The sequence below is a fragment of the Aquibacillus rhizosphaerae genome (genome assembly GCF_030282825.1).
GTDB classification, from domain to species: Bacteria; Bacillota; Bacilli; order Bacillales; family Amphibacillaceae; genus Aquibacillus_C; species Aquibacillus_C rhizosphaerae.
In genome coordinates this window covers 20,423-46,669 of record NZ_JASTZU010000037.1, presented here as the reverse complement: position 1 = coordinate 46,669, position 26,247 = coordinate 20,423, and the positions used below count along the sequence as shown (strand labels likewise).

General features: G+C 36.5%; 23 protein-coding genes and 1 riboswitch. Of the genes, 19 read left to right on the top strand and 4 right to left on the bottom strand.

What is annotated here, in order from left to right; genetic code table 11:
• Positions 1-121: 121 nt before the first annotated feature.
• On the bottom strand, positions 122-1,489 hold the full coding sequence (locus QQS35_RS11635) for an ammonium transporter (RefSeq protein WP_285932307.1): 1,368 nt from the start codon (positions 1,487-1,489) through the stop codon (positions 122-124).
• Positions 1,490-1,515: 26 nt separating this feature from the next.
• A complete protein-coding gene (locus QQS35_RS11630; protein ID WP_285932306.1) occupies positions 1,516-1,857 on the bottom strand; it encodes a P-II family nitrogen regulator in 342 nt (113 codons plus the stop codon).
• 456 nt (positions 1,858-2,313) lie between these two features.
• Between QQS35_RS11630 and QQS35_RS11625 the strand changes: the two genes are divergently transcribed.
• From QQS35_RS11625 to QQS35_RS11615, 3 genes are read left to right on the top strand one after another with little or no spacing between them, the layout of a single operon-like run.
• Complete coding sequence (locus QQS35_RS11625) at positions 2,314-3,234, top strand: ABC transporter ATP-binding protein (protein WP_285932305.1); 921 nt, start codon at positions 2,314-2,316, stop codon at positions 3,232-3,234.
• Entirely contained in the window at positions 3,227-4,198 is a 972-nt protein-coding gene (locus tag QQS35_RS11620; RefSeq protein WP_285932304.1) for an ABC transporter permease, read from the top strand. Before QQS35_RS11625 ends, QQS35_RS11620 begins: the two co-directional genes overlap by 8 nt.
• A gap of 22 nt (positions 4,199-4,220) precedes the next feature.
• Positions 4,221-4,646 carry a DUF4064 domain-containing protein gene (locus QQS35_RS11615; RefSeq protein WP_285932303.1) on the top strand — a complete coding sequence of 142 codons (426 nt, stop codon included), beginning with the start codon at positions 4,221-4,223 and terminating at the stop codon, positions 4,644-4,646.
• 56 nt (positions 4,647-4,702) lie between these two features.
• Here QQS35_RS11615 and QQS35_RS11610 read toward each other — a convergent pair whose 3' ends face one another.
• Positions 4,703-5,491, bottom strand: coding sequence for a carbon-nitrogen family hydrolase (locus QQS35_RS11610; RefSeq protein WP_285932301.1), 789 nt, complete (start codon positions 5,489-5,491; stop codon positions 4,703-4,705).
• Positions 5,492-5,664: 173 nt separating this feature from the next.
• On the opposite strand from QQS35_RS11610, the gene QQS35_RS11605 reads away from it, so the two are divergent.
• The 7 genes from QQS35_RS11605 to QQS35_RS11575 all read left to right on the top strand — a co-directional run bounded on the left by QQS35_RS11605 (position 5,665) and on the right by QQS35_RS11575 (position 11,968).
• Positions 5,665-6,840 carry a pyridoxal phosphate-dependent aminotransferase gene (locus QQS35_RS11605; RefSeq protein WP_285932299.1) on the top strand — a complete coding sequence of 392 codons (1,176 nt, stop codon included), beginning with the start codon at positions 5,665-5,667 and terminating at the stop codon, positions 6,838-6,840.
• Between the two features lie 422 nt (positions 6,841-7,262).
• Positions 7,263-7,643 (top strand): GntR family transcriptional regulator, encoded by a 381-nt coding sequence (locus QQS35_RS11600; RefSeq protein ID WP_285932298.1) that lies wholly within the window; start codon positions 7,263-7,265, stop codon positions 7,641-7,643.
• A complete protein-coding gene (locus QQS35_RS11595; protein ID WP_285932297.1) occupies positions 7,643-8,494 on the top strand; it encodes an ABC transporter ATP-binding protein in 852 nt (283 codons plus the stop codon). The genes QQS35_RS11600 and QQS35_RS11595 overlap by 1 nt, the downstream gene beginning before the upstream one ends.
• The gene (locus QQS35_RS11590) at positions 8,494-9,123 is read left to right on the top strand and encodes an ABC-2 transporter permease (RefSeq protein WP_285932296.1); all 630 of its coding nucleotides are present in this window, start codon (positions 8,494-8,496) and stop codon (positions 9,121-9,123) included. The genes QQS35_RS11595 and QQS35_RS11590 overlap by 1 nt, the downstream gene beginning before the upstream one ends.
• Before the next feature lie 70 nt (positions 9,124-9,193).
• Positions 9,194-9,850, top strand: a complete 657-nt coding sequence (locus QQS35_RS11585; protein WP_285932295.1) for an ABC-2 transporter permease — start codon at positions 9,194-9,196, stop codon at positions 9,848-9,850.
• A 598-nt stretch (positions 9,851-10,448) separates the two neighbouring features.
• A complete protein-coding gene (gene ddlA / locus QQS35_RS11580; RefSeq protein ID WP_285932294.1) occupies positions 10,449-11,552 on the top strand; it encodes a D-alanine--D-alanine ligase in 1,104 nt (367 codons plus the stop codon).
• A 221-nt stretch (positions 11,553-11,773) separates the two neighbouring features.
• The gene (locus QQS35_RS11575) at positions 11,774-11,968 is read left to right on the top strand and encodes an alpha/beta-type small acid-soluble spore protein (protein ID WP_285932293.1); all 195 of its coding nucleotides are present in this window, start codon (positions 11,774-11,776) and stop codon (positions 11,966-11,968) included.
• A gap of 24 nt (positions 11,969-11,992) precedes the next feature.
• On the opposite strand, the gene QQS35_RS11570 is transcribed toward QQS35_RS11575, so the two are convergent.
• Positions 11,993-12,946, bottom strand: a complete 954-nt coding sequence (locus QQS35_RS11570) for a DUF4349 domain-containing protein (RefSeq protein ID WP_285932292.1) — start codon at positions 12,944-12,946, stop codon at positions 11,993-11,995.
• A gap of 524 nt (positions 12,947-13,470) precedes the next feature.
• Between QQS35_RS11570 and QQS35_RS11565 the strand changes: the two genes are divergently transcribed.
• From QQS35_RS11565 to QQS35_RS11525, 9 genes are all read left to right on the top strand, one after another.
• Positions 13,471-14,730: an argininosuccinate synthase gene (locus QQS35_RS11565; RefSeq protein WP_285932290.1), complete on the top strand. Its 1,260-nt coding sequence runs from the start codon at positions 13,471-13,473 to the stop codon at positions 14,728-14,730.
• On the top strand, positions 14,727-16,157 hold the full coding sequence (argH, locus tag QQS35_RS11560; RefSeq protein WP_285932288.1) for an argininosuccinate lyase: 1,431 nt from the start codon (positions 14,727-14,729) through the stop codon (positions 16,155-16,157). The genes QQS35_RS11565 and argH overlap by 4 nt, the downstream gene beginning before the upstream one ends.
• Positions 16,158-16,393: 236 nt before the next feature.
• Positions 16,394-17,485, top strand: a complete 1,092-nt coding sequence (locus tag QQS35_RS11555) for a carbamoyl phosphate synthase small subunit (RefSeq protein WP_285932287.1) — start codon at positions 16,394-16,396, stop codon at positions 17,483-17,485.
• Positions 17,478-20,714: a carbamoyl-phosphate synthase (glutamine-hydrolyzing) large subunit gene (gene carB / locus QQS35_RS11550; protein ID WP_285932286.1), complete on the top strand. Its 3,237-nt coding sequence runs from the start codon at positions 17,478-17,480 to the stop codon at positions 20,712-20,714. The genes QQS35_RS11555 and carB overlap by 8 nt, the downstream gene beginning before the upstream one ends.
• Positions 20,711-21,667, top strand: coding sequence for an ornithine carbamoyltransferase (argF, locus tag QQS35_RS11545; RefSeq protein WP_285932285.1), 957 nt, complete (start codon positions 20,711-20,713; stop codon positions 21,665-21,667). The genes carB and argF overlap by 4 nt, the downstream gene beginning before the upstream one ends.
• Positions 21,668-21,901: 234 nt before the next feature.
• Positions 21,902-22,819, top strand: coding sequence for a UDP-N-acetylmuramate dehydrogenase (gene murB, locus QQS35_RS11540; RefSeq protein WP_285932284.1), 918 nt, complete (start codon positions 21,902-21,904; stop codon positions 22,817-22,819).
• A gap of 191 nt (positions 22,820-23,010) precedes the next feature.
• Positions 23,011-23,176, top strand: a riboswitch (FMN riboswitch).
• A gap of 108 nt (positions 23,177-23,284) precedes the next feature.
• Positions 23,285-24,373 carry a bifunctional diaminohydroxyphosphoribosylaminopyrimidine deaminase/5-amino-6-(5-phosphoribosylamino)uracil reductase RibD gene (gene ribD / locus QQS35_RS11535; RefSeq protein WP_285932283.1) on the top strand — a complete coding sequence of 363 codons (1,089 nt, stop codon included), beginning with the start codon at positions 23,285-23,287 and terminating at the stop codon, positions 24,371-24,373.
• Positions 24,373-25,029: a riboflavin synthase gene (gene ribE, locus QQS35_RS11530; protein ID WP_285932282.1), complete on the top strand. Its 657-nt coding sequence runs from the start codon at positions 24,373-24,375 to the stop codon at positions 25,027-25,029. The genes ribD and ribE overlap by 1 nt, the downstream gene beginning before the upstream one ends.
• 12 nt (positions 25,030-25,041) lie before the next feature.
• Positions 25,042-26,235 carry a bifunctional 3,4-dihydroxy-2-butanone-4-phosphate synthase/GTP cyclohydrolase II gene (locus tag QQS35_RS11525; RefSeq protein WP_285932281.1) on the top strand — a complete coding sequence of 398 codons (1,194 nt, stop codon included), beginning with the start codon at positions 25,042-25,044 and terminating at the stop codon, positions 26,233-26,235.
• The last annotated feature ends 12 nt before the right edge of the window (positions 26,236-26,247 follow it).

The window sequence follows — 26,247 nt, the reverse complement described above, 5'->3', positions numbered from 1 at the left end:
AAATATAAAAAAGGACGATTGCTTAAACCAAGCAATCGTCAATAAGAAATAGGTGGGAAACACTATAAAATATTAAACTAACATTAGTAAAGGTTACCCTCCACTAATGGAGTTCATGCAATTAAGATAACTTTTTTTCAGTTGCTGCCGATAAATTATTTAATCGATCAGCTAAAGCGAGTTTTCCTTCTACAGGAGTTGTTTCATTTGTTAACAAGGTTTCTTTTAATTCATATGCATTGGAACCATGTTCGGCAAAATCCAAACCTGATATTTCTTCTTCTTCAGATACTCGGATTGGAGATACTCGAGAAATAATGAATGTAAATGCTCCTACGGTAATCATTGTCCAAGCGATGACTGCGATAACTCCAATTGCTTGTATGCCCAATTGAGTAATTCCGTTTCCGTAAAATAAACCGGAAGAAGTCGAGAATAACCCAACGGCTAGTGTGCCCCAGATACCGCAGATGCCATGAACAGTAATCGCACCTACCGGGTCATCAATCTTAAGTTTTGTATCAAGAAAACGGATACCCTCTACTAGAAGAACACCAGAAATTAAACCAACAATAATCGATCCCCCGAGAGAGATTTCAGCACAACCAGCAGTTATACCTACAAGACCACCTAAAACACCGTTAAGCGATAGGGAGGCGTCCACTCTTTTAAAACGAATCTTTGTATATAAAGCGGATGCTAATAATGCACCAGATGTCGATAGCACTGTTGTACCGATAACCATTGGTACAAGGCTAGGGTCTGCAGCTAATGTACTACCACCGTTAAAACCAAACCAACCTAACCATAGGATAAAAACCCCAAGTGCACCAATTGGAATGTTGTGCCCTGGAATGACGTTAACCTTTTTACCGCTATATTTACCAATACGAGGTCCTAAGAACAGTACAACGGTAAGTGCGCCAACTGCACCAGTCAAGTGAACCACTGTGGAACCAGCAAAGTCACTAAAACCTAATGCTGTTAACCAACCATCACCTTGCCAAATCCAATGACCAACAACAGGGTAAATGACTGCAGTCATAGCGATAACGATAAGTACGTAACTACCTAATTTCATCCTCTCAGCAACAGCGCCGGAAATTATCGTAGCACAAGTTGCAACAAACATTGCTTGGAAAATGAAGAAACCTATATCTTCAACGCCACTTAGCATAAAGCCGTCAGACCCAATAAATGACCCAGCAGAAGTACCAAACATAATTCCGTAACCTACAATAAAAAATAGAATGGCGGCTGCGCTGATTGTTATGAAGTTTTTCATCAAGATGTTAAGTGAATTTTTAGCTCTAGTGAAGCCAGACTCGACCATAGCAAAGCCGGCATGCATGAAGAATACGAGGAATGCAGCAACCATGACCCAAACGAGGTCAATGGATAATTGAAGTGATTCGGTTGTTGGTGCAGCATAAGCAGTAGATGTAAAAGATAAAACAATGATGAATAAAATTGCGCTTTTTTTCAACATGGGTTTTGTTCCTCCTTTTTAGTTGATTAAAGAACTGCTTCTTGGCCCCGTTCACCTGTACGAATTCGTATGGAATCTTCAACAGCGTAAACAAATATTTTTCCGTCACCAATATTTCCAGTGCTGCAACTTTCGATGATGAGGTCAACTATCTCATTTAATTGTGTTTCTTCAACGACCATCTCAACCTTAATTTTGGGCAGTAATTGTATTTGAAATGTAGTACCGCGGAAAATACCAGTTTGCCCTTTTTGTTTACCTGTGCCAGCAGCTTCTGTAACAGTTAATCCTCCAATCCCAATAGCTGATAGCTTATCACGTAATGTTTGGAATTTTTCTGGACGGATGATTGCCTCTATTTTTTTCATTCATATTTCCTCCTTTCATTTAAAATGTAAGGTTTGTTAACACCTTAAGTTATGTTTATTATCATAAGTTGTTGGAGTGGAAATTTCAAGTGTTTTTTCAAATTTTTTAGATAATTAAAAAGAAAGCGCTTGCAATATTGGTATAAAATCATTAGAATAAGGTATTAAGTGTAAAAATTTATTCTCTTTACAGCGAGGGTGGAATAAGATGACTCAAAAAGACAAGCCTACATTTAGTAAGGGAAGAATAACTGTTTATGTTATAGTGGTTGCAATAGCGATTTATTACTTGATATCTGCAATGATCTAGGTATGGGAGAAAACCTCCTATACCTTTTATTTTTCCTTAAACTTCCCCCTGTATGGAAAAAAATATAAAAACTTACATATTGATGAAACTTTTGATTATTTTACTGCGTATGTATATGTGGAATAAATTATAATGGAGGTGTTTTTTTGTCGAATCCCGCAATGCAACTTATTGGATTAAAAAAGACAATTCGTAATAAACCTATCATAAAAGGATTGGATTTTAATATATATCCTGGAGAGGTATTTGGTTTTCTAGGTCCTAATGGAGCTGGTAAAACAACGACGATACGGATGATGGTAGGATTAATGAAAATCACTGAAGGGGATGTATTAATAGAAGGGAAAAGTATTAAAACGGATTTTAAGGAAGCAATCAAGCACGTAGGTGCCATCGTTGAAAATCCGGAAATGTATCCTTTTATGACTGGAAGAAAGAATCTCGAACACTATGCTAGAATGATTCCTGGAATTTCTAAAGAAAGAATTAATGAAGTGATTGCACTTGTTGGTTTGGAAAAGCCAATTAATGAAAAAGTAGGTAGATATTCACTTGGGATGAGGCAACGACTTGGAATCGCTCAAGCATTACTTCATAAACCATCCATCCTTATTTTAGATGAACCGACCAATGGGTTAGACCCATCGGGAATTAGAGAGATTCGTCGTTACATAAGAGACTTAGCAGAACAAGAAAATGTGGCGGTTATTGTTTCAAGTCACTTATTATCTGAAATTGAGTTAATGTGTGATCGGATAGGTATTATAAAAAATGGAGAAATCATTGCGATAAACTCCGTAAATGATACGATGGAACAAACGGAGCTTAACGATGTGTATATCGAATTAGATAATGTGCAAATTGGAAAGCAACAATTGGAACAACAATTTGATAAAGAAGTTAGGATGGAAAAAGACAATATCATTCTATCTGCTAAGAAAGATGAAATACCACAGATTATAAAAAGTCTTGTCAGTGAAAATATAAATATTTATGGTGTTTATGTAAAACGTTCTTCATTAGAAGATAAATTCCTAGAATTGATTGGAGATAATACAATTGAGTAATTTTATCCAGTTAGTTAAAAATGAACAAATAAAGCTGTATGTAAGAAAAGCCACTTGGGTCATGTTTGCTATCCTTGCATTAATTGCTATCCTAGGAGCAGTGATTGTTAGATTTATAGATGATGGTAGTTTACAAGAATATGGAGATGACTGGAGAGAAGAACTGCAGGAAGAAAATCAACAAATAACACAACAAATGGAAGAAGCTAATAGTGATGAGATGGAATTCTCCGAGGCGATGAATCCAGCAACTCTTGAAAGAAATAACTATCACCTTGAAAATGATATCAAACCACAAGGTTATGATGCGTGGAAGTATTTATATGAGAATACATTCCTTGCCTCAGTCATAAGTTTATTTACAATTATTGTAGCAGCGGGCATCATTGCTAATGAATTTAAATGGGGTACGATTAAGTTACTGCTTATTCGTCCAGCATCACGCTTAAAGATATTAGCTTCAAAATATATTTCTATACTTGTATTTGCACTAACATTATTATTATTTTTGATAGTGGTTTCCTGGACTGTAGGTGCTATTTTATTTGGTGTTGATGGATTGAGTTCAAATGCCGTCATACTTCAACTGGATGGGACATATGAACAGATTGATTTATTCAAAGAAACAATTATTGCATATGGTTTTAAAATGGTAAACCTTGTGATGATGGCTACTTTTGCATTTATGATCTCAACTATATTTAGAAGTAGTGGAATGGCAATAGGATTAGCAATATTTTTAATGTTTGCAGGTAATGGTGTTGTCTTATTTGTTTCTCAATATGATTGGGCAAAGTACATTTTATTTGCCAATACAGACTTAAGTCAATATACAGGAGGTAGTGAACCAGCAATTGAAGGAATGACAATGGCATTTTCTATTATTGTGTTACTAGTTTACTATTGTATTTTCCTAGCTGCATCGTGGTGGGCTTTTACAAAACGAGACGTAGCTGGTCAATAATTATTGAAGGAGGAGTAATAAAATGATAAAAAGAACAGGTGAAGTAGTGTTAGGTGTTATTGGTGCCCTTTTTTATGGAATTATGGCAGGTGTAGGTGGATTTTTAGTAGCGTTACAAGGTAATGATGAAATTATGTCAGATTTCGTTGATGAGATGGTTGCCACAGACCCAAATTTAACGCAAGCTGATTTCGAAGGGTTTTTAGATGGTTTTACTAGTATTTCATGGCTAATTCTTATCTCTGCGATTCTTGCAATTGTTCTTGGTATTATAGCTATGATACTTTTAAAAGGAAATAAAAAGCCAAAAGTAGCCGGTATAATTTTAATAGTAACTGCTGTAGTAGTATCATTTAGTAGTTTAGGTTTAGGGATTTTTGCAGGTATTTTCTATCTAATTGCTGGAATAATGAGTCTTGTGCGAAAGCCTAGACAATTAATTGAGTAGAATTTGAATTTTTTATCGTCATAGATAAATGTAGGGGAGGCATTTGAGCCTTCCCTTTACAATTTATAAATATCAGGTCTTCGGTCTGAAAAAATAGGGATAGTATCTCTTACTTTATCCACTTGATTGATGTCAATCTGACCAAATAGGGTTGTTTCATCTTCCCCTGCCTCTGCAATGATTTCCCCCCAAGGTCCAATAATAACTGAATGTCCGCCAAATTCATTGTTTGGATCTGAGCCGACACGATTACAAGCAATCACGAAGCATTGATTTTCGATCGCCCTGCTTAATAGAAGTGCGCGCCAATGATCAATCCGCGGTTTTGGCCACTCGGCTACAACAAATAACATTTTTGTATTATCAAGCATATGTGTGCGTATCCATTCAGGGAAACGGATATCATAACAGATTACCCCTGCGCTCTTATGGCCTTCAAGTTCAAATAACCCATTTTCATTACCTTCAATTAAATGTTTTTCCTCATTCATTAGCCGGAATAAATGCGCTTTGCTATATTCCTTTATTAACTGACCTTCCCGGTTAAATATTAGCATTGTATTCGTTACATGTGAGTCCACTTGCTTAGCAACTGATCCAGCAATGATATTTACCTGATATTTTTGAGCGAGTTCAGCAAGGAATGAGGTTGCTTGCTTGCCTTCTGGGTCAGCAATGTCATCTAACCTTGTTAAATCATAGCCGGTTGTCCACAATTCAGGTAGGACTACTACGTCCGTATTCTTATCGATGGATTCTTTGAAGTACTGCTCGACCTTTAGAAAATTGTCTTCTGGGTTACCAAATGCAATATCTATCTGCGTTAAAGCTATATTTAAATTCATTGAATAGTTCCTCCTTTTAGAGTTTGATAGACAATTTTTGAGTGAGGAGATGGCTTTTTTTACTTCCTAGGCATTATAATAAGAATTATTATTTATATATTCTGACATTATCACATTGGCTTATTTTTATGTCAATTTTATTATTATTTACTTGGATTGAAAGGATGAATAAAGTGCGAAAATTTGAGCAATCAGATACGTTAAGGCGATTACCAGAACAGTTTTTTGCAAGTCTAGTGCATAAAGTCCAAAGCTTAAAAAATCAAGGTTATGACATTATTAATTTGGGACAAGGTAATCCGGATTTACCAACACCTGCTCACATTGTGGAGGAATTAAAAGAAGCTGCGGCTAATCCTTTTTATCATAAATACTCACCCTTTCAGGGGCATTCATTTTTAAAGGAAGCGGCCACGGAATTTTATAAGCAAGAATATAATGTTGATTTAGATCCAAATGAAGAGGTGGCTATTTTATTTGGTGCCAAGACTGGTTTGGTAGAAATTAGTCAATGTCTACTTAATCCAGGGGACCTTGCTTTATTACCGGATCCAGGATATCCAGATTACATGTCTGGAATTGCATTAGCGGATGCTAAGACTGCGCTGATGCCACTGTACCCAGAGAATGACTTCTTGCCAGATTATTCAAATGTATCTCAAGAAGATTTGCATCAAGCAAAACTTATGTTTCTAAATTATCCTAACAACCCAACTTCAGCGACCGCTAACAAGTTCTTTTTTGATGAGACGGTAAAGGTCGCAAAGGAACACAATATATGTGTAGTACATGATTTTGCCTATGGCTCGTTAGGGTTTGATGGAGAAAAACCACAAAGCTTTTTGCAATCAGAAGGTGCAAAGGATATTGGGGTGGAAATATACACGCTTTCAAAGACTTACAATATGGCTGGCTGGAGGGTGGCGTTTGCGGTTGGTAACAAATCAGTAATCGAAAACATAAACTTAATTCAGGATCATGTGTATGTTAGTTTATTTGGGGCAATTCAACATGCAGCGGCCAAAGCGCTGACAGAAGATCAAAAAGCAGCCCAGGAACTGGTGTCGGTATATGAAAGGCGTCGTGATATATTTGTAGGTAAATTAAGAGAAATTGGCTGGGAAATTGATTCACCTAAAGGTACCTTTTTTGTTTGGTTACCTGTGCCTGATGGTTATAGTTCCAATCAGTTTAGTGATTTGCTTTTAGAACAAGCACATGTTGCTGTTGCGCCTGGAAATGGGTTTGGAGAAACTGGTGAAGGATACATAAGGGTAGGGCTTTTGGATGATGAGAATCGGTTAATAGAAGCGGTTGAACGAATAGATAGACTAAAGCTATTTAATTAAAAATTATTATTAGAATAGTAAAATATTGAATAATATCGGGAGACATAGGGCGGCCGCGCTGGTAAAGTGTTTGGTTCGCTTTATGAATTTATTAGAAAGACCCTGGATGACTAAATAATAGCATTAAAATTACGAAGAGTGCCTGTAATGGGGTGCTCTTTTTTGTGAATTCAATCATTGAAGAGGTGAATTGATATTAATAAATGTGATATGCCCGTTCAATCTCCATATTTGCTCCTTCCATCTATATATATCTACTTTCGTTGATGAGATATGCTCATTCCTCCATAATATATCTACTTTCTAGCGATAAATATGCTTATTCAGCTAAAGTTTTCCATTTGTTGTTGATTTATTGTGTTTATGTGTATATATTGTATATATAATATATATACAATAATTCAAATGATAAGGAGATTTCGATGAATATTCTTCTATCTACAACGAGTAAGGAACCACTTTTCCAGCAAATCAAAGAGCAGATTAAACAACAAATATACACGGGCGAGTTAACGGAAGGTGAAGCACTTCCTTCGATGAGGGTACTTGCCAAACAATTAAAAGTGAGTGTAATTACTTCAAAACGTGCTTATGAAGACCTTGAGAAAGAAGGGTTTTTGGTGTCGTCTGTTGGAAAAGGAACGTTTGTAGCTGGCCAGCAACCCCATTTTTTAAGAGAGTGGCAAGTCAGAGAGTTAGAAAATGACTTTGAACAGTTAATTGCAGATGCAAAACGACTAGGGTTAACAAAACGAGATTTGCTAGAGAGATTAGAGATTTTTTTTGAGGGAGATGAGTCGTAATGAATACAGTGGAGCTAAATCATGTTAGTAAGGAATTAAAAGGTTTTTCACTAAAGGACCTATCGATTAAAGTGCCTCAAGGTTATATTACTGGATTTATTGGTCCGAATGGTAGTGGGAAAAGCACAACGATTCATATGATTATGGACATATTAAAGCCCGATCAGGGGGAGATAAAATTATTTGATTCTCCAAATACAGAAGCTCAGCTAAAGCAGAAAATTGGCTTTGTTTATGATGAATTATATATGTATGAAAATTTTACTATTAAAAAAATGAAAGCTTTTATTGCGCCACTATATGACGGGTGGGATGATCAGTTATTTAACAAGTATTTACATGAATTTGATTTACCATTTAGAAAGAAGCTGAAACATTTCTCTAAAGGAATGAAAATGAAATGTTCCTTATTATTCGCGCTCGCACACAACCCCGAATTTATCATCATGGATGAGCCGACCGCTGGACTTGACCCTATTTTTCGTAGAGAACTTATCGACCTATTGCAAGAATTAATGGTAGATGAAAAGCGAACCATCTTTTTCTCCACCCATACTACAACAGACTTAGATCATATTGCTGATTACATTGTGTTTATTAATAAAGGGGAAATTGTCATGCAAAAGAGTATGGCAGACATACAAGAGTATTTTCATATCATTAAAGGTAGGTCAGACATGCTTGATCAAGATATGCGCAGTCTATTTTTAGGTGTTCGTGAAACGGCACAAGGATTTACTGCATTGTTAGAAGGTGATAGCTCCTTGTTTGACGAGTTTAAGAATGATGTGATTATTGAAAAGGCTACATTAGAGGATATTATGTATTTCAAGACGAAGGGGAGTAACTGATGCTACCACTAGTAAAACGTGATTTTTTGCTAAGTAGAGCGACAATAGTTAGCCTCACTATTATATTTGTTAGTGCTTATTTAGTTAGTTTTTTTATAGATACGTCACAATACACATTGTTTATTTATTTGTATCTAATACCAATTTTCTCTTTATTCACATTAGATTACAGAGGTAAAATTAATTGTTATGTAATTAGTTTACCCATAAAGAGATCAACGATTGTTAAAGCTAGATATTTATTTAGTTTTTGTTACACTGTTTTTCTAATTTTGCTACTCTGGATAGTTGATTTAGTTGTAGGCAGTATTCCGAATATACAAATGGAATCCATAATTATGTCAAACAGGATAGTTCTTTTTTCTGTACTAATTGCTCTTCTAGCTATCTTGTTATTGATCCATTATTTAATTCTTTATCTTCTTATAACTGCTTTTGTAAGCTTTGTCACTCTCTTTACATTAATGGTTTGTGGGATAATTGCTACTGCGATGGGATGGCTTGATTGGTTTTACGCTTTATCTAATCACCTTTATTTTTCAACAATTGTGTTGATCTTGGCTACACTCTTATTTTATTTATCAATGAAAGCATCTGAGAAGTTGTTTTCCCAGAGGGAGATATATTAACAAGGCGAGTATATCAAGTTGGTGATGTTTTAACTACTGTTCGATTAAATATAATAAGGTGGTATGTATCATGTTGTTTTTGCTAAAACGAGACGTCTTTTTATATAGTTGGTCGCTTTTGTTTCTTTTTATTGTTTTGCCACTGTTAGCAATGTTTCAACCGGAAACAGGTATTTTAGCTCTGGTAATTGGCTTTGCTATTCATTTGTTTTATTATGATGGTAAATCGTCAGTAAATAGGTATATCGTCAGTTTACCAATAAAGAAAAGTACTGTTATAAGAGGTAGATATTTATTTATATTAATCATTACAATAGTATTAATGTCAGTTCAATGGTTCGTACACTTTTTATTTGTTTATACTAATTCAATAATAGAACCTTATCTTTTTCAGTGGCAGGATATGGTTATATTACTTTCAATTTCACTTATTCTTTTTGCATTAGCTATTCCAATGTATTATCTTTTTCGCTCCTTTATGGTAGTAGTAACTGTGCAATTTGTTATATTTGGAGTTGGAGCTATGGCTTTTTCAAATTTATTGTTAGAAAGTAAGTTTGGAGATAGTATGGGGTTTTATATTGATAATAAAACGATGTTTTTAGCATCGTGGTTAGAAAACACGATTACTATTCAACCCTATATGTTAGTTTCTGTTGGAGCCTTTGTCTGTTACTTTCTTTCCATGAAGTTATCCGAGTGGATTCTGATAAGAAAAGTAAGCTAGTCTTATATGTAAAGGTATTTTTCTAAAAGTTATTGTTTATGACTAATTAATATAGAGTTTGGACTAATTTCCTTTTCTATCTAAGATGAGTGCTAAATCCAGTGCTACGGGAAAATACTCCCTTTCCGGGGGCAGCACCTTAGCCTCCTCGCTCACAAGAACGCTTCTTTGAAAAAGAACAACAATTTTTCTGCGTGCGATGTCATTTCACAGGAGCTTTCCTTACTCTGTGGGGTTTTCGGAAGCTGCTCTTCCCCCAGGAGTGTCGCATTTTTCCTTCGCTAGGTAAACTTGTCCTTTGAGTAAAGATAGTACAACAAATATTAATAACTATCTATCTCTAGGAGAACTCTTAAAAGTGAAGCCGTGCCCGTGGAAAGCGGAGTATTCTGCCGGAACGGAGTATTACCACCCAAAACTCAAAAGAAGTTCATACATTTTAGAATACTAAGTACAAACTTTACATCAACTTCGTAGGTTATAAAACAATATAACTTACGAAATTGAGCAATTAAAAAAACAATTTTTTCTCAAAACAAGCCTTAATATGGTATCTTAAAGTAGGAATTGATTTATTTATGTGAGAGGAAGAGATTTAATGACTAAAGCAAAAGTTGGAATTATTTTTGGTGGTAAATCTGCAGAGCATGAAGTGTCACTACAGTCTGCTAAAAATATCGTTGATGCAATTGATAAAGATAAATATGATGTTGTCTTACTTGGAATCGATAAAGATGGAAAATGGCATTTGAATGATCAGTCTTCCTATTTATTAAATGAAGAAAATCCTAAATTAATTCAATTAAATAAAACAAATAAAGGTGTAGCTATTGTACCAGGAGAGGTAACCGATCAACTTGTTAATTTATCAGGGTCTGAGGCACTCGGGCAGTTAGATGTCGTATTCCCGATTTTGCACGGTACACTTGGAGAAGATGGTAGCATTCAAGGAATGTTGCGTTTAGCAAACTTACCATTCGTTGGTACAGGAGTTTTAGGATCGGCAGTAAGTATGGATAAAGATATTGCAAAAAGATTATTAAAAGAAGCAGGAATATCGGTAGCTAAATCAGTAACCCTGACTAAAAATAAACGCGATCAAATTAACTATGAAGAAGTTAAGACTAAGCTTGGATTGCCAATGTTCATTAAACCTGCAAATCAAGGGTCTTCTGTTGGTGTGAGCAAAGTCAGAAATGAACAAGAATTCAACGCTGGTATTAATGACGCATTTTTATATGATCATAAGCTATTGATTGAAGAAACTGTTATTGGACGTGAAGTGGAGTGTGCAGTGCTAGGGAATGAGAATCCAATTGCTTCGTTACCTGGAGAAATTCTGCCACAAACAGACTTCTATTCCTATGAGTCAAAATACATTGATGAAAAGGGTGCTGACTTAGCGATTCCTGCAGATTTAACGGATGAATTGACGAAGAAAGTACAAGAAGCTGCTGTTGAAGTATTTCAATCACTTAATTGTGAAGGGTTAGCACGTGTTGACTTTTTCTTAAAAGACGATGGTGAATTAGTGGTAAATGAAGTGAATACATTACCTGGTTTCACGAGAATTAGTATGTATCCAAAGCTTTGGGATATAAGTGGTATTAGCTATCCGGAATTAATTAATAAGTTAATCGAATTAGCTATCGAGCGTCATCAGCGTGACCTGCAGCTAAAAAATGCTGTATATGAGGATTAAGGGTTTTAAGTAAGCACATAAGCTGATAAGCGTTCATATTACGCGACGCGATGAGCATAATCCATGTTTCAATAGTCATATTTTCTGTTCGAACGAGTATATCCTCCACTTCAGGAAATAAGAAATTCCTAAACTTTACAGGTGTAGGGATGGTTAATATGGCACAGATTAATGAATGAACAGCAAGAATCTGTTCATTATCCCACAAGGAGTGATCACGCATGGCTAATAACAATAAATTGTTAGTACCAGGTGCAGAGAATGCGATGAACAATATGAAAGAAGAAATCGCTAACGAATTTGGTGTTGAGCTAGGTGCTGATACCACTGCACGCGCAAACGGATCCGTGGGTGGCGAAATGGTCAAACGAATGATCCAGGTCGCCGAACAAAGTCTAGAAAATAAAAACCAATAGCTAGACAAGGAGAAGGAGAACTCATTATGAGTTCTCCTTCTTTGCTATTTCTTGTTTTCTTCTTTTCCATATAATGCGAAATACAAATAGACCGATTAAAGCAAAAAGTAATAGAACAGGTAAATTACCAACAAAAAATACAATTAGCCCTGAAATTGCAGTGAGAAGAAAGTTAATACTCTCCATAAACTGTTGCTTTGTTTTCTCCCATGTATTTAAATCTTCATCATTCACGTTTGGGATATTGACTCTGTTTTCATGAATTTGAATGGTCACTGTAGCGAGAGAGGACTGATTTTCAAGATAATTCATCTTTCCAGTAATTTGTTCGATCTCTTCTTGAACCTTAGCTAAATCACCGGATATGGTTAATAAGTCTTCTGTTTTTTCAGCTTGTTCCATAAAAGATAATAGCCGTTCTTCGACCACTCTTTTAGATTTTAATCGTGATTCGAGATCGACATATTGTTCTGTTACATCTTCACCTGAAACATTTCTTTCGAGAACCTTTACGCTCCCCTCTTCAATAACATCAATAAACGATTGAAATTGTTGTTGTGGTATCCTGACTCTCATCATCCCTGCTGAAAATTCATCCTCTGAACCACCGTAAGTGTTTGATTCTACAATATAACCACCGTTTTCTTGAACTTTAGCTTCGATGGTATTGACTGTTGTTGTATAGTCTTTAACTTCGATATTTAATGTAGCGTTATAAATTACTTTCCGTTCTGTTTGTTCCGGTATGTCTGGAGTTGAATTTTCCTCTGCATTATCGTCTTCCTCTGCATTTTCACCTTCAGCGAAGTTTTCGTTTGCCATACTCATTTCATCTTTTGACTCTTCTCCGTTCATAGTAGCACCAGAGTCCTCTGTTGTTGCTGTGTCAGAGGATTCTTGAGCACTCTCGCCTCCACTACATGCAACGAGTATAATGCTGATAGCGATAATGAAAGTTCCTATCATCAATTTTTTCATTAGACCCACCCTTTTCTTATCTTTTAAATATAGACGTTCAATCAGTTTTTTAGTTACATGATTGTAAAAATAAGATAAAGATGTTTGTATGCCATTGCATAAATGATCAGGATTTATACAAAATATCGAATATTGATTATTGTGAAACTCTAATCTTGATGAAAAATACAGCTATTATAGAAGAAATTTGAATCAATTTATGGTAGTTGAATTGTTGTATTCATAATAAGTGATGTTACAGTTGGGTTCTTTATGTTTGTAACATTGTCCTGGGTTCTTCATAAATTAGTTGAGGAATGTTCTTTAATTAAGGTAATACAAAGAGTTAGCTATCTATTTTTTATAAGAAGTGAAGTACGTTCTATTCCAAGTGATTTATAGTTATTAAAAAAATAATAAAAAAAATTAAAAAGTTATGACTTTACTGTTGAATTAATATACTTAATAGTGCATAATAATTCATACACAATAAATAAATAATGAATCAATAAAATATAAACAAAAATGTTAGGGGAGATTTACAAATGAGTAAAGAAAAAATCGTATTAGCATACTCCGGAGGGCTTGATACTTCTGTAGCAATTAAGTGGTTACAGGACGAATATAATTATGATGTCATTGCAGTAGGACTTGATGTAGGAGAAGGAAAAGATTTAGAATTTGTTAAAAACAAAGCACTTGATGTTGGAGCAATTAAATCTTACACAGTAGATGCCAAAGCATTGTATGCAGAAGAATACGTACTACCTGCATTAAAAGCAAACCTTCTTTATGAAGGGAAATATCCTTTAGTATCTGCACTGTCTCGTCCGCTCATCGCTAAAGTATTAGTAGATATTGCTGAGAAAGAAGGAGCAGTTGCCGTAGGGCACGGATGTACAGGTAAAGGGAATGATCAAGTTCGTTTCGATGTTGCGTTTACAGCATTAAATCCAAACTTGAAAATTGTTGCTCCTGTACGTGAATGGAAAATGACAAGAGATGAAGAGATTGCTTATGCAGAGAAAAATGGCATTCCGGTTCCTGTTAACCTAGATAATCCATATAGTGTTGACCAAAACTTATGGGGACGTAGTAATGAGTGCGGTATATTAGAAGACCCTTGGGCAGAAGCTCCCAAAGAAGCTTTTGATTTAACGACTGATCCATTAGATGCACCTGATCAACCGGAGACAATTCAAATTACATTTGAACAAGGTAAGCCGGTTTCACTAGATGGTAAAAAGTTACCTTTAGACGAATTAATTCTTAAACTTAATGATATTGCTGGAAAACATGGTGTAGGAAGAATTGATCATGTGGAAAACCGTCTTGTTGGTATTAAGTCTCGTGAAATTTATGAGTGTCCAGCAGCAGTAACATTGATTGCCGCCCACCAAGAGCTTGAAGCTCTTACACTACCAAGAGAGGTAGCGGCATTTAAGCCAACGATTGAACAAAAGTTGGCACAAACAATTTATGATGGTCTTTGGTATTCACAGTTAACAGAGTCACTTAAAGCGTTTATTGAACAAACACAAGAATTCGTTTCTGGAACAGTAAAGGTTAAATTATATAAAGGTCTTGCACAGGTAGTTGGGCGTGAGTCTGCTCATTCTCTTTACGATTTTGATCTTGCAACATATAACAAAGGTGATGCATTTGACCATGAAGCAGCACTTGGTTTCATTAAACTGTGGGGTCTGCCAACACAAGTTCATTCTTCTGTTACAAATATGCATGGAAAGAAAGATGCTTCCATTGAGAAAGCTGTAGTTGATATAAAGGAAGCCGTAAAGCAATGAAGTTATGGGGCGGACGATTTACAAAACCAACCAATGAATTAGTTGATGAATATACGGCGTCGATCCGTTTTGATCAAAAACTAGCGCAATTTGATATCCAAGGAAGTCTGGCCCATGTTGACATGCTTGCTAAATGTAAAATCATCCCGGAAAATGACGCTATTAAGATCGCAGAAGGTTTAAAAATAGTAGCTGACAAAATCAAATCTGGCGAAGCGGAATTGACTGAGGCTAACGAAGATATTCACATGAATATAGAGAAGTTGTTAATAGATGAAATTGGTCCTGTCGGTGGTAAATTACACACTGGCAGGAGCCGTAATGATCAAGTGGCACTGGATATGCGTTTATACTTACGTGAAGCCCTTGTAACGATTAGCCAGTTGCTTGTCGACGTACAGCAATCTTTATACAATCAGGCTAAACAAAATTTGGATACGGTTTTACCTGGATATACGCACCTTCAACGTGCGCAACCAGTTTTATTTGCACACCACATGATGGCATATGTGTTTATGTTTCAACGAGACGTAGAGCGTTTAGCTGATAGCTTTAAGCGAGTGAATCAATCACCACTTGGAGCAGGAGCGCTTGCTGGAACGTCGTTTCCAATTGACCGCCATTATGTTGCTGAAAAGCTAAATTTTGATGGTATTTGTGAGAATAGTTTGGATGCCGTTAGTGATCGTGACTTTGTTGTTGAATTTTTATCAAATGCGTCACTTGTATCTATGCACTTATCTCGTTTGTGTGAAGAGTTAGTACAATGGTCGAGTGCAGAATTTAATTTTGTTGAGTTGGATGATGCTTTCTGTACAGGTAGTAGTATGATGCCACAGAAGAAAAATCCGGATGTAGCTGAATTAGTACGTGGAAAAACTGGTCGTGTATATGGACATTTAATTGGAATGTTGACGACATTAAAAGGCTTACCACTCGCTTACAACAAAGATATGCAAGAAGATAAAGAAGGCATGTTTGATACGGTAGAAACGTTAAAAGGTGCGCTTGCTTTATTTGCACCTATGATTGAAACAATGGATGTTAAAAAAGAAAATATGTATGAAGCGGTGGCTAAAGATTACTCCAATGCTACTGATTTAGCTGATTACCTAGTTGGAAAAGATTTACCATTTAGAGAAGCGCATGCAGTAGTTGGTCAGGTTGTCTTACACTGTATAAACGAGAATAAATATTTGCTTGATTTATCAATAGAAGAATTCCAACAGTTTTCGTCGTTAATTGAAACAGATATTTATGATGTGCTTTCACCAAAAGCGGTTGTAAATGCTCGTAATGTTGCTGGAGGAACTGCAAAAAATCGTGTGGAAGACCAAATTGCAAAAGCAGAACAATTATTTGAATCTAGTGCAGATTGGATTGAAAAACACGCAAAACAAATTGAAGCGATGTCTACTCACCAGTAGATATCCATAATAGTTGAAAATAGAACTAAGTCTCTGCCTCAAAGAGAGGCTTAGTTCTTCTTTTATACTCATTTATCAAATCCTATTTCATTAGAAAACTTTAGCTCATAAAAAGAGACTTTATAAGCTAAGGTTTTCTAATACAACAACTTGTATAATTATTAGTTTACCGGTATAAATATTAAAAATACAAAAATGAAGGTTAAATTGATATAGATTTTGGGGAGGGCTAAAGCGTGAAAGAACAAACAGGTTATCTAGTATTAAATACAGGGGATATTCTTGAAGGTGTATGGTTAGGCTCCGCAGTACCTGCAGAAGGTGAAATGGTTTTCAACACAGCTATGACTGGTTATCAAGAAGTGATGACAGATCCATCGTATGCCGGTCAAATAGTGACAATGACATATCCGCTAATCGGTAATTATGGGTTTAATGATATCGATTCAGAAAGTATTCAGCCCTCACTTGCAGGTTTAATTATTTCTAATCCGTGTCATACGCCTGAACACTACCAATCTACTTATTCCATTTTAGATACCGTTCAACATTATCATATTCCAACTTTATATGGCATTGATACACGTGCACTAACACGTATTATTCGTGAACATGGAGAAGTGTACGGAAAGATTACTACGGACAAAAAAGATTTACCTAAAAAGAACCAAGTAGACTCGAATATTGTTGAACAAGTATCTGTGACAAAAGTGAAGAATTTTAAAACAAACAAAACTCGCGCTACTGCGCCGCATGTCGTCGTAATGGATTTTGGTTATAAACATTCGATTACACACTCCTTACTAGATTTAGGCTGTGATGTAACGGTAGTTCCATTTAATACAACTTTGGAACAAATTCAAGAAATTGATCCAGATGGTGTTCTGTTGTCAAACGGGCCTGGAGATCCTCAATCCTTGAACTATTTAGCAGCGAATATAAAGGGGATTTCTGAGTCTTATCCGACGTTAGGGATTTGCCTCGGGCATCAACTTGTAGCTCTAGCATATGGTGCCAAGACAAAGAAACTTCCATATGGCCATCGAGGTAGTAATCATCCAGTGAAAGATTTGTTAACAGGAAAAGTACTAATCACTTCACAAAATCATGGCTATGTTGTCGATATGGCTTCTGTGAAAGAGAGTGAGTGGGACGTTTCTCATATCAATGTAAATGATAAATCGGTGGAAGGTTTAATGCATAAAACAAACAATGTAATGACCGTTCAATTTCACCCAGAGGCTCATCCAGGACCAATTGACACACATAACATCTTTGTTAACTTTGCAAACCAGTTAATTACTAAGGGAGAGAAACAGCATGCCTAAGTTAAATCATATAAAGAGCGTATTGGTTATCGGTTCAGGCCCAATTGTAATCGGGCAAGCAGCTGAGTTTGATTATGCCGGTACACAGGCTTGCTTAGCGTTAAAAGAAGAAGGCGTAGAAGTAATCCTTGTAAACAATAATCCTGCAACCATTATGACAGATGAAAATATTGCAGATAAAGTATATTTAGAGCCATTAACATTGGAATCATTAACAAAAATTATTGAGAAGGAACAACCCGATGGTTTATTGCCGACACTTGGTGGCCAAACAGGCTTAAACTTAGCAGTATTGTTAACCAATGCAGGTGTATTGGCAGACAACAATGTTGAGTTGCTAGGAACTCCGTTAGATACCATCCAAAAAGGTGAAGACCGTGAAATTTTCAAGTCGATGATGAAATCGATTGATGAACCAGTAGCTGAAAGTAAGTCTACGAGTTCCATTGACGAAGCTGTGACTTTTGCTGCAACGGTTGGTTATCCACTAATCGTTCGCCCTGCCTACACACTTGGTGGTGCAGGTGGAGGAATAGCTAAGGACGAACAGCAGTTAAGAAAGATTGTGAAAAATGGTATCTACGCTAGTCCAATTAAACAGGTTCTTATTGAACAAAGTGTTAAGGGTTGGAAAGAGATTGAATACGAAGTAATGAGAGATGCGAATGATACGTGCATCATTGTTTGTAATATGGAAAATTTTGATCCTGTTGGTGTTCATACGGGAGATAGTATTGTAGTTGCCCCATCACAAACATTAAACGATCGCCAATACCAGATGTTACGAACTTCTTCGTGTCGGGTTATTCGTGAGTTAGGTGTTATTGGAGGGTGTAATATACAATTCGCTTTAGATCCTGACAGTAATGATTATGTGATTATTGAAGTAAACCCTCGAGTAAGTCGTTCAAGTGCCCTAGCATCAAAGGCTACAGGCTATCCAATTGCAAGAATTGCAGCAAAATTAGCTCTAGGCTATCATCTTGATGAAGTGCTTAATCCAATTACTGGTGATACGTATGCAAGTTTTGAACCTGCAATAGATTACATCGCATTGAAGATACCACGTTGGCCATTTGATAAGTTTGCAAAGGCTGACCGGTTACTCGGAACGCAAATGAAAGCAACTGGAGAAGTAATGGCACTGGCACGAAACTTTCCAGCGGCATTAAATAAAGCTATTCGTTCATTGGAAATTGGTATCGATCATTTACATTTACCACACTTGGCACAACTAACGAATGAACAAATAAATAACGAATTGGTAGAGGCAACAGATGATCGTCTTTTTGTTGTTGGCGAAGCATTAAGACGTGGATATACAATCAATGATATTCATGGCTTAACGGCGATTAATAAGTACTTTTTACATGAAGTTGCACTTATTATTGGATTAGAGTCAGAGCTGAAGCAAATAAAGTGGCCAGATGTTACTATTAAGAATTTGAAGAAGGCAAAACTATTTGGCTTTACAGATGATACAATAGCGAGTCTTTTTGATATAAAAACAATAGAAGTTCGCGATAAACTTCAAGAATTAAATCTGTCACCAGCATATAAAATGGTAGATACATGCGCTGCAGAATTTTCAGCGGAAACACCATATTTTTATAGCTCTTGGAATGAAATGGATGAAGTTGAGCCTTTACAAAAGAATAAGCGTATCGTTGTTCTAGGATCAGGTCCAATTCGGATTGGTCAAGGGGTTGAATTTGATTATTGTTCGGTACATGCTGCAATGTCATTAAAAGAACAGAAAATCGATGCTGTTGTTATTAACAATAACCCTGAAACAGTTAGTACAGATTTTAATACAGCAGATCACTTATATTTCGAACCACTAACTGAAGAAGATGTATTGCATGTAGTCAAAAAAGAACAAGCTGACGGTGTACTTGTCCAATTTGGTGGTCAAACAGCCATTAATCTGGCAGATGGATTAAGAAAAGCAGGAGTAAATATTGCAGGAACAGCTTTACAATCGATTGAAGCAGTTGAAGACCGTGATCAGTTTTATCAACTCTTGAAAAAGTTAAACATCCCTCATATTCCAGGAGAAACGGTGATGGATACAGAGGATGCGCTAGAAATCGCTAATCGAATTGGCTACCCTGTCTTGATTCGACCATCCTACGTTATCGGTGGAAGAGGTATGGTTGTTGTTCGAAATCAATCACAATTAGAGGCATATCTTGATAATTTAACCGAAAGTACGCCAAATTCTCGAATATTCCCACTATTGATTGATAGTTTTATATCGGGTTCAGAGGTGGAAATCGATGCAGTTTGTGACGGGGAAGATGTTTTAATCCCTGGAATATTTGAACACGTAGAACGCGCAGGGGTTCACTCTGGTGATAGTGTAGCCATTTTTCCAGCTCCAAGTTTATCGGAGGATCAAAAACAACAAATTGCTGTATTTACACAAAAGATATCAGCTGAGTTAAACGTAAAAGGAATTATGAATATTCAATTTGTTATTAGTCCTGATCAAAAAACAATTTATGTTTTAGAAGTAAATCCTCGTGCTTCTCGAACTGTACCAATTGCTAGCAAAGTCACTGGTGTACCAATGGTTGATTTAGCTACACGTGTACAAATGGGTGAAGCTTTAGCTGATCAAGAATGGCAACTAGGATTGCATAAAGAAATTCCATTTTACGCTGTCAAGATGCCTGTTTTCTCCACGAATAAACTTCCGGGTGTAGACCCAGTGCTTGGGCCTGAGATGAAGTCTACCGGAGAAGCTATTGGACTAGGCACGACTGTAGAAACAGCTATGGCTAAAGCATTCGGATGGAAAGAAAATATGCTAATGCCGTTGACAAAAGAGGATACCATTTTCTTATCATTAAAAGAAGTAGATGAAGAGCTAATGGAACAGATTGCTAAGCTGGATGTAAAAATAGCTGCAGATCCTGCTACATCAACAATTTTGAAAGAACATAGCGTTGATATCGATCAACAATTAACTTTAACGGAAGCACAAGACATATGTTTAGAAAATGAATTCCAATTTATTTGTAGTACAAATAATAATGGTGACTATGACGAGCACGTTAAGCTAAGGGAAGACGCTCTTGTATCGAATACGTTATGTCTAACATCGAAAGAAACGTTAATTGCTTTCTTGAAAGCAACCCGTCAAGTTCAAGAAAAGCCAATCTCGATTAATGAGCATACAAAAGCTCATAATCAAATCAATCAAAAGGAGCGTGTGTTACGATGACAACTGGCGTGAAACCAAAAGATTTACAAAAACAGTTAGCGGGTCGTGATTTGTTAACTCTTGCAGATTACTCAAGTGAAGAAATTGCTTACTTACTTGATTTAGCAACTGATTTGAAAATAAAGCATAAAAATGGTGAATTAGTTCAACCGTTAAAAGGTAAAATCCTAGGAATGATTTTTGAAAAATCTTCCACTCGTACACGCGTATCCTTTGAATCTGGAATCTATCAACTCGGAGGAACGGGACTGTTCCTTAGCTCTAAAGACATTCAACTAGGTAGAGGGGAACCAATTTCAGATACTGCTAAAGTGTTGTCGGGTTACTTGGACGGTATTATGATTCGTACTTACTCTCAAAAAGATGTAGAAGAACTTGCAGCAAATTCTAGCATTCCTGTTATTAATGGATTAACCGATCTTTATCATCCTTGTCAGGTACTTGCTGATTTGCAAACAATTAAGGAAGTTAAAGGTAGCCTTAAAAAGAAAAAGATTGCTTATATTGGTGATGGCAATAATATGGCCCACTCTTTAATGATCGGAGCTGCGAAAATGGGAATGGATATAAGTATTGCTGCACCAGAAGAATACCAACCTGATCCAGCAGTAACTGAGAAAGCTAAAGAGTTTGCCGATGGAACTGAAGTCGTAATAACTGCGAATCCAATTGAAGCAGTGACAGATGCAGATGTGATTTATACAGATGTATGGGCGAGTATGGGGCAAGAAAGTGAGCAGGCAAATCGTGAAAAAGCCTTTTCAGAGTTCCAAGTCAATAAACAACTACTAAGCCATGCCAATTCGGATGTTACGTTTATGCACTGTTTACCAGCACATCGTGGTGAAGAAGTATCTGCGGAAGTTATTGACGGTAAGCATTCCGTTGTATTTCAACAGGCAGAAAATCGCCTACATGCACAAAAAGCATTGATGGTCGCATTGATGGGATAAATAATAAAAAAGTCTAGACCTGGTAGTGGGTCTAGACTTTTTTGCTTCAAAACAGAAAAAAGTACGATTGTCCGAGGACATTTTTTTAACCTTCACATGGATACCATTCTTTTCATATTTATAAACTAGAGCCTAATCTTTGTTGATGTTAAGCTATTCCAACTGCTATAATTTAGAGATGAGTTTATTATTTAGTCGGTAGAACTAAACCGGCCATTAAAGGGATGATTTTGAGTGAGTATTTACCATCATATATATCAAGAATTATTAACCATTACAACGGAAGAAAATGTGATGGTGGATGAACAACTGAAAAATCATACGTACACTCGTTTAGGTGGGAAAGCAGATTTATTTGTAACACCAGCTAGTATAGACGAAGTACAAAAAATTGTGAAACTAGCAAAACGTGAAACTGTTCCATTTACGTTATTAGGAAATGGATCAAACTTAATCGTACGGGATGGCGGTATTCGTGGCATTGTCATGAGTCCGAAACAATTTACAACAATTAAAAGACATGGTAATAGTATTATTGCTGAAAGTGGTGCGCGAATTATAGATGCTTCTAGAGCAGCATTAAAAGAAGAGTTAACAGGCTTAGAATTTGCTTGTGGTATTCCTGGTACAGTAGGTGGGGCACTATTTATGAATGCTGGTGCTTATGGTGGTGAAGTGAAAGACTGTTTGCACCATGCTGTCGTTGTTGATCCGGATGGCGAGCTACTAACTTTATCTGCAGCAGACCTTGATTTAGATTATCGAACGAGTAATATTCCTGATAAAGGCTATATTGTGGTAGAAGCAAGATTCGATTTAGAACAAGGTGAATATAGTAAAATAAAGGCTACGATGGATGACCTCACATACAAACGAGAATCCAAACAACCTTTGGAATATCCTTCGTGTGGTAGTGTCTTTAAACGACCGCCTGGTTATTTTGCGGGTAAGCTAATTCAAGATAGTAATTTACAAGGTAAAGGAATTGGTGGAGCAGAGGTATCTACAAAACATGCTGGTTTTATTGTTAATAAAAAGAATGCAACGGCTACAGATTATATTGCTGTAATAGAAATGGTGCAAGCGACCGTAAAGGATAAGTTTGGTGTGGACTTAGAACGAGAAGTTAAAATAATTGGCGAAAATCAGTAGTAGGAAAAAGCTATGATTTATCATAGCTTTTTGTCATCTTCCAGGAATTTATAATGTTTTCTAGATATGGATAACATGGAGGAACAGACACGTCTAGTTATTTTAAATTATATTCAATAATTCACAATATATCCAAGTTTGATAAGTGCAAACAAAATGAAAACATGGTATAGTAAGATTAATCGAATAAAGGATTCCTTTGGGGCAGGGTGAAATTCCCGACCGACGGTGATAGGTGAAAAATGCACTCGTATTTTCTTCTACCTTCAGTCCGTGACCCGGAGCACTAATTTGTGCGAAGGTGGATTTGGTGAAATTCCAAAGCCGACAGTAAAGTCTGGATGAGAAAAGGATAACCTACGTACTTGATGTACGTTTTTTTGCTATAATTCTAGCCCCAGAATGCGATGTTCTGGGGCTTTTCTTGTTTCTCCTTCCACAAATAATAGGAAGGGGAGTGATACGATGACACATGATGATTACATGAAGGTAGCACTTTCTGTTGCTGAAGCAACAGTTGGGCAAACTAGTCCCAATCCCTCCGTTGGCGCAGTAGTTGTGAAAAATAGAAAGATACTAGGGATTGGCAGCCATTTAGAGCCAGGAAAAGAACATGCAGAAGTACATGCACTAAAACAAGCGGGGTCGAGTGCTGAAGGTGCAGATATTTATGTAACGCTTGAACCTTGTTCACATTATGGAAAGACACCACCATGTGCAGACTTGATTATCGAACACAAACTAAGGAAGGTATATGTTGCTTGTTTAGATCCTAATCCAGCAGTGGCGGGCAAAGGGGTTGAAAAACTAAGACAAGCAGGTATAGAGGTTGAAGTAGGCCTTCAAGAAACAAGAGCAACAGAATTAAATAGCAAATTCTTTCATTTTATCCAATCAAAAAGACCGTATGTTACGTTAAAGGTAGCAATGACCCTTGATGGGAAGACAGCTACTTCAACAGGTGATAGTCGTTGGATTACATCAGAAAAAGCGAGGATTGACGTCCATAAACAACGTCATATCCATGATGCCATCTTGGTCGGTGTCAATACGGTTTTAAAAGATAACCCTCATTTAACTACCAGGTTGCCCCAAGGTGGTAAAAATCCCATTCGTGTTATTTTAGATACGCATTTAAAGATTCAAGAGCATGCATTTGTATTAAATGATGATGCACCAACAAAGATTATATGTGGTTCAAATCCGGATATAGAGTCCTTTAAGTTAAAACATCCAAATGTACAAGTAATACAGCTAACTACTGATGATATAACGACTGAAGATGTATTGGACATACTTGGCGAGCAGGGTATTCAATCTCTCTATGTTGAGGGAGGAAGTACGGTTCATGCAACATTTATAGAAAGAAGATTATTTAATGAATGTCATTGGTATATTGCACCAAAATTACTCGGTGGTGCCGATGCAATTTCTGCCGTTGGTGGAAAATCTCCAACATTTATGAAAGAAGCAGCCTTATTAGAATTTACTTCTGTAGAACAATTAGGACAGGATATAAAACTAATTGTCCGCCCAAACAAGGAGGGAGAGTAGTGTTTACTGGAATTGTTGAAGAAAAAGGTAAAATAAAACAAATAGATAAAAATAAGAGTTCTTTAACTTTGAAGATAGAAGGAAACACAGTTACATCTGACGTATCCGTTGGTGATAGTATATCAGTAAATGGAGTATGCCTAACTGTCACTAGCTATGGGTCTGGATGGTTCACGGTAGATGTGATTCCAGAAACTTTTCGTGGTACGTCGCTTGCAACTACCTCGGTTGGGTCTGAAGTGAATTTAGAAAGAGCAATGAGCGCTGGTGGTCGATTCGGTGGCCACTTTGTTTCCGGTCACGTTGATACAGTAGGAAAGATTAGAAGGATATGGATGGAAGATAATGCTGCGTATATCCATATTGCTATCGAACTAGAAGGATTACCATTTATCGCATTAAAAGGATCGGTCACAGTTGATGGTACGTCATTAACGATTTTTGGATTAAAGGATGACGGTTTTATCATCTCTCTAATACCTGAAACACGGCGAGCTACTGTTTTGGGCGATAAAAAACAAGGTGATATTGTCAATGTAGAGTATGACGTACTAGCGAAGTATATGGAACGTATGCTTACTGTCAAAAAAACACAAGGGCGAGAAAGTAACACGATAACAACAGATAAATTACAACAGTATGGATTTTTAGACTAGGAGGTGGATGATATGTTCCAAACAATAGATAAGGCTATAAAAGAACTACAAGCAGGTAAAATGATTATTGTAGTCGATGATGAAAATCGCGAAAATGAAGGTGATTTTGTATTATTAGCTGAACATGCTACACCAGAAGCTGTTAATTTTATGGCAACGGAAGGCAAGGGGCTTATATGTACACCTATGTCAGGAGAATTAGCTAGTAAGTTTGAATTAAATGCTATGGTCTCAAATAATACCGACGCACATGGAACAGCTTTTACGGTAAGTGTTGATCATAAATCGACTGATACAGGTATTAGTGCTTACGAGCGTGCTTTAACGATTCAAAAATTTTTAGACCCTGACTCAAAACCAACCGACTTTAAAAGACCAGGCCATGTATTTCCATTACTCGCGAAAGAAGCCGGGGTTCTGGAAAGACCAGGCCATACAGAAGCGGCTGTTGATTTAGCGAGATTAGCTGGGTCTGAGCCAATAGGAGTCATTTGTGAAATTATGAATCCAGATGGGACGATGGCACGATTGCCAGAGCTCGAGAAACTTGCCGAAAAACATGATATGGCATTAGTTACTATTCAAGACCTAATTTCATATAGAAAAAAACAAGATAAGCTAGTAGAAAAAGAAATTGAAATAAACCTTCCGACAGAGTACGGTGATTTTAAGCTTGCTGCCTTTACAGAAAAATTCACTGGTAAGGAGCATCTAGCTTTATTTAAAGGTGAATTTACAGAAGATGAACCAGTATTAGTCCGGATTCATTCGGAATGTTTAACAGGTGATGTATTTGGGTCACATCGTTGTGATTGCGGTCCTCAATTGGAAAAAGCTATGCTTGAGATTGAAAAAGCTGGTAAAGGTGTGCTTGTTTATATGAGACAAGAAGGCCGAGGAATAGGGTTATTAAATAAATTAAAAGCATATAAACTTCAAGAAAAAGGCTTCGATACAGTGGAAGCCAATCATCAACTAGGTTTTCCTGATGATATGCGTGACTATGCTGTAAGTGCTCAAATTCTGAAGAACTTAGGAATTAAAAAGCTAAACCTATTAACGAACAACCCAAGAAAGATATCAAGTATGGCTGATTATGGATTGGAAGTAGTTGAAAGAAAAGAGATCCAAATACCAGCCAATAAGGATAATGAAATTTATTTGAAAACAAAAGTAGCAAAATTAGATCATTTACTTAAACTCTAGGAGGAGAATAAA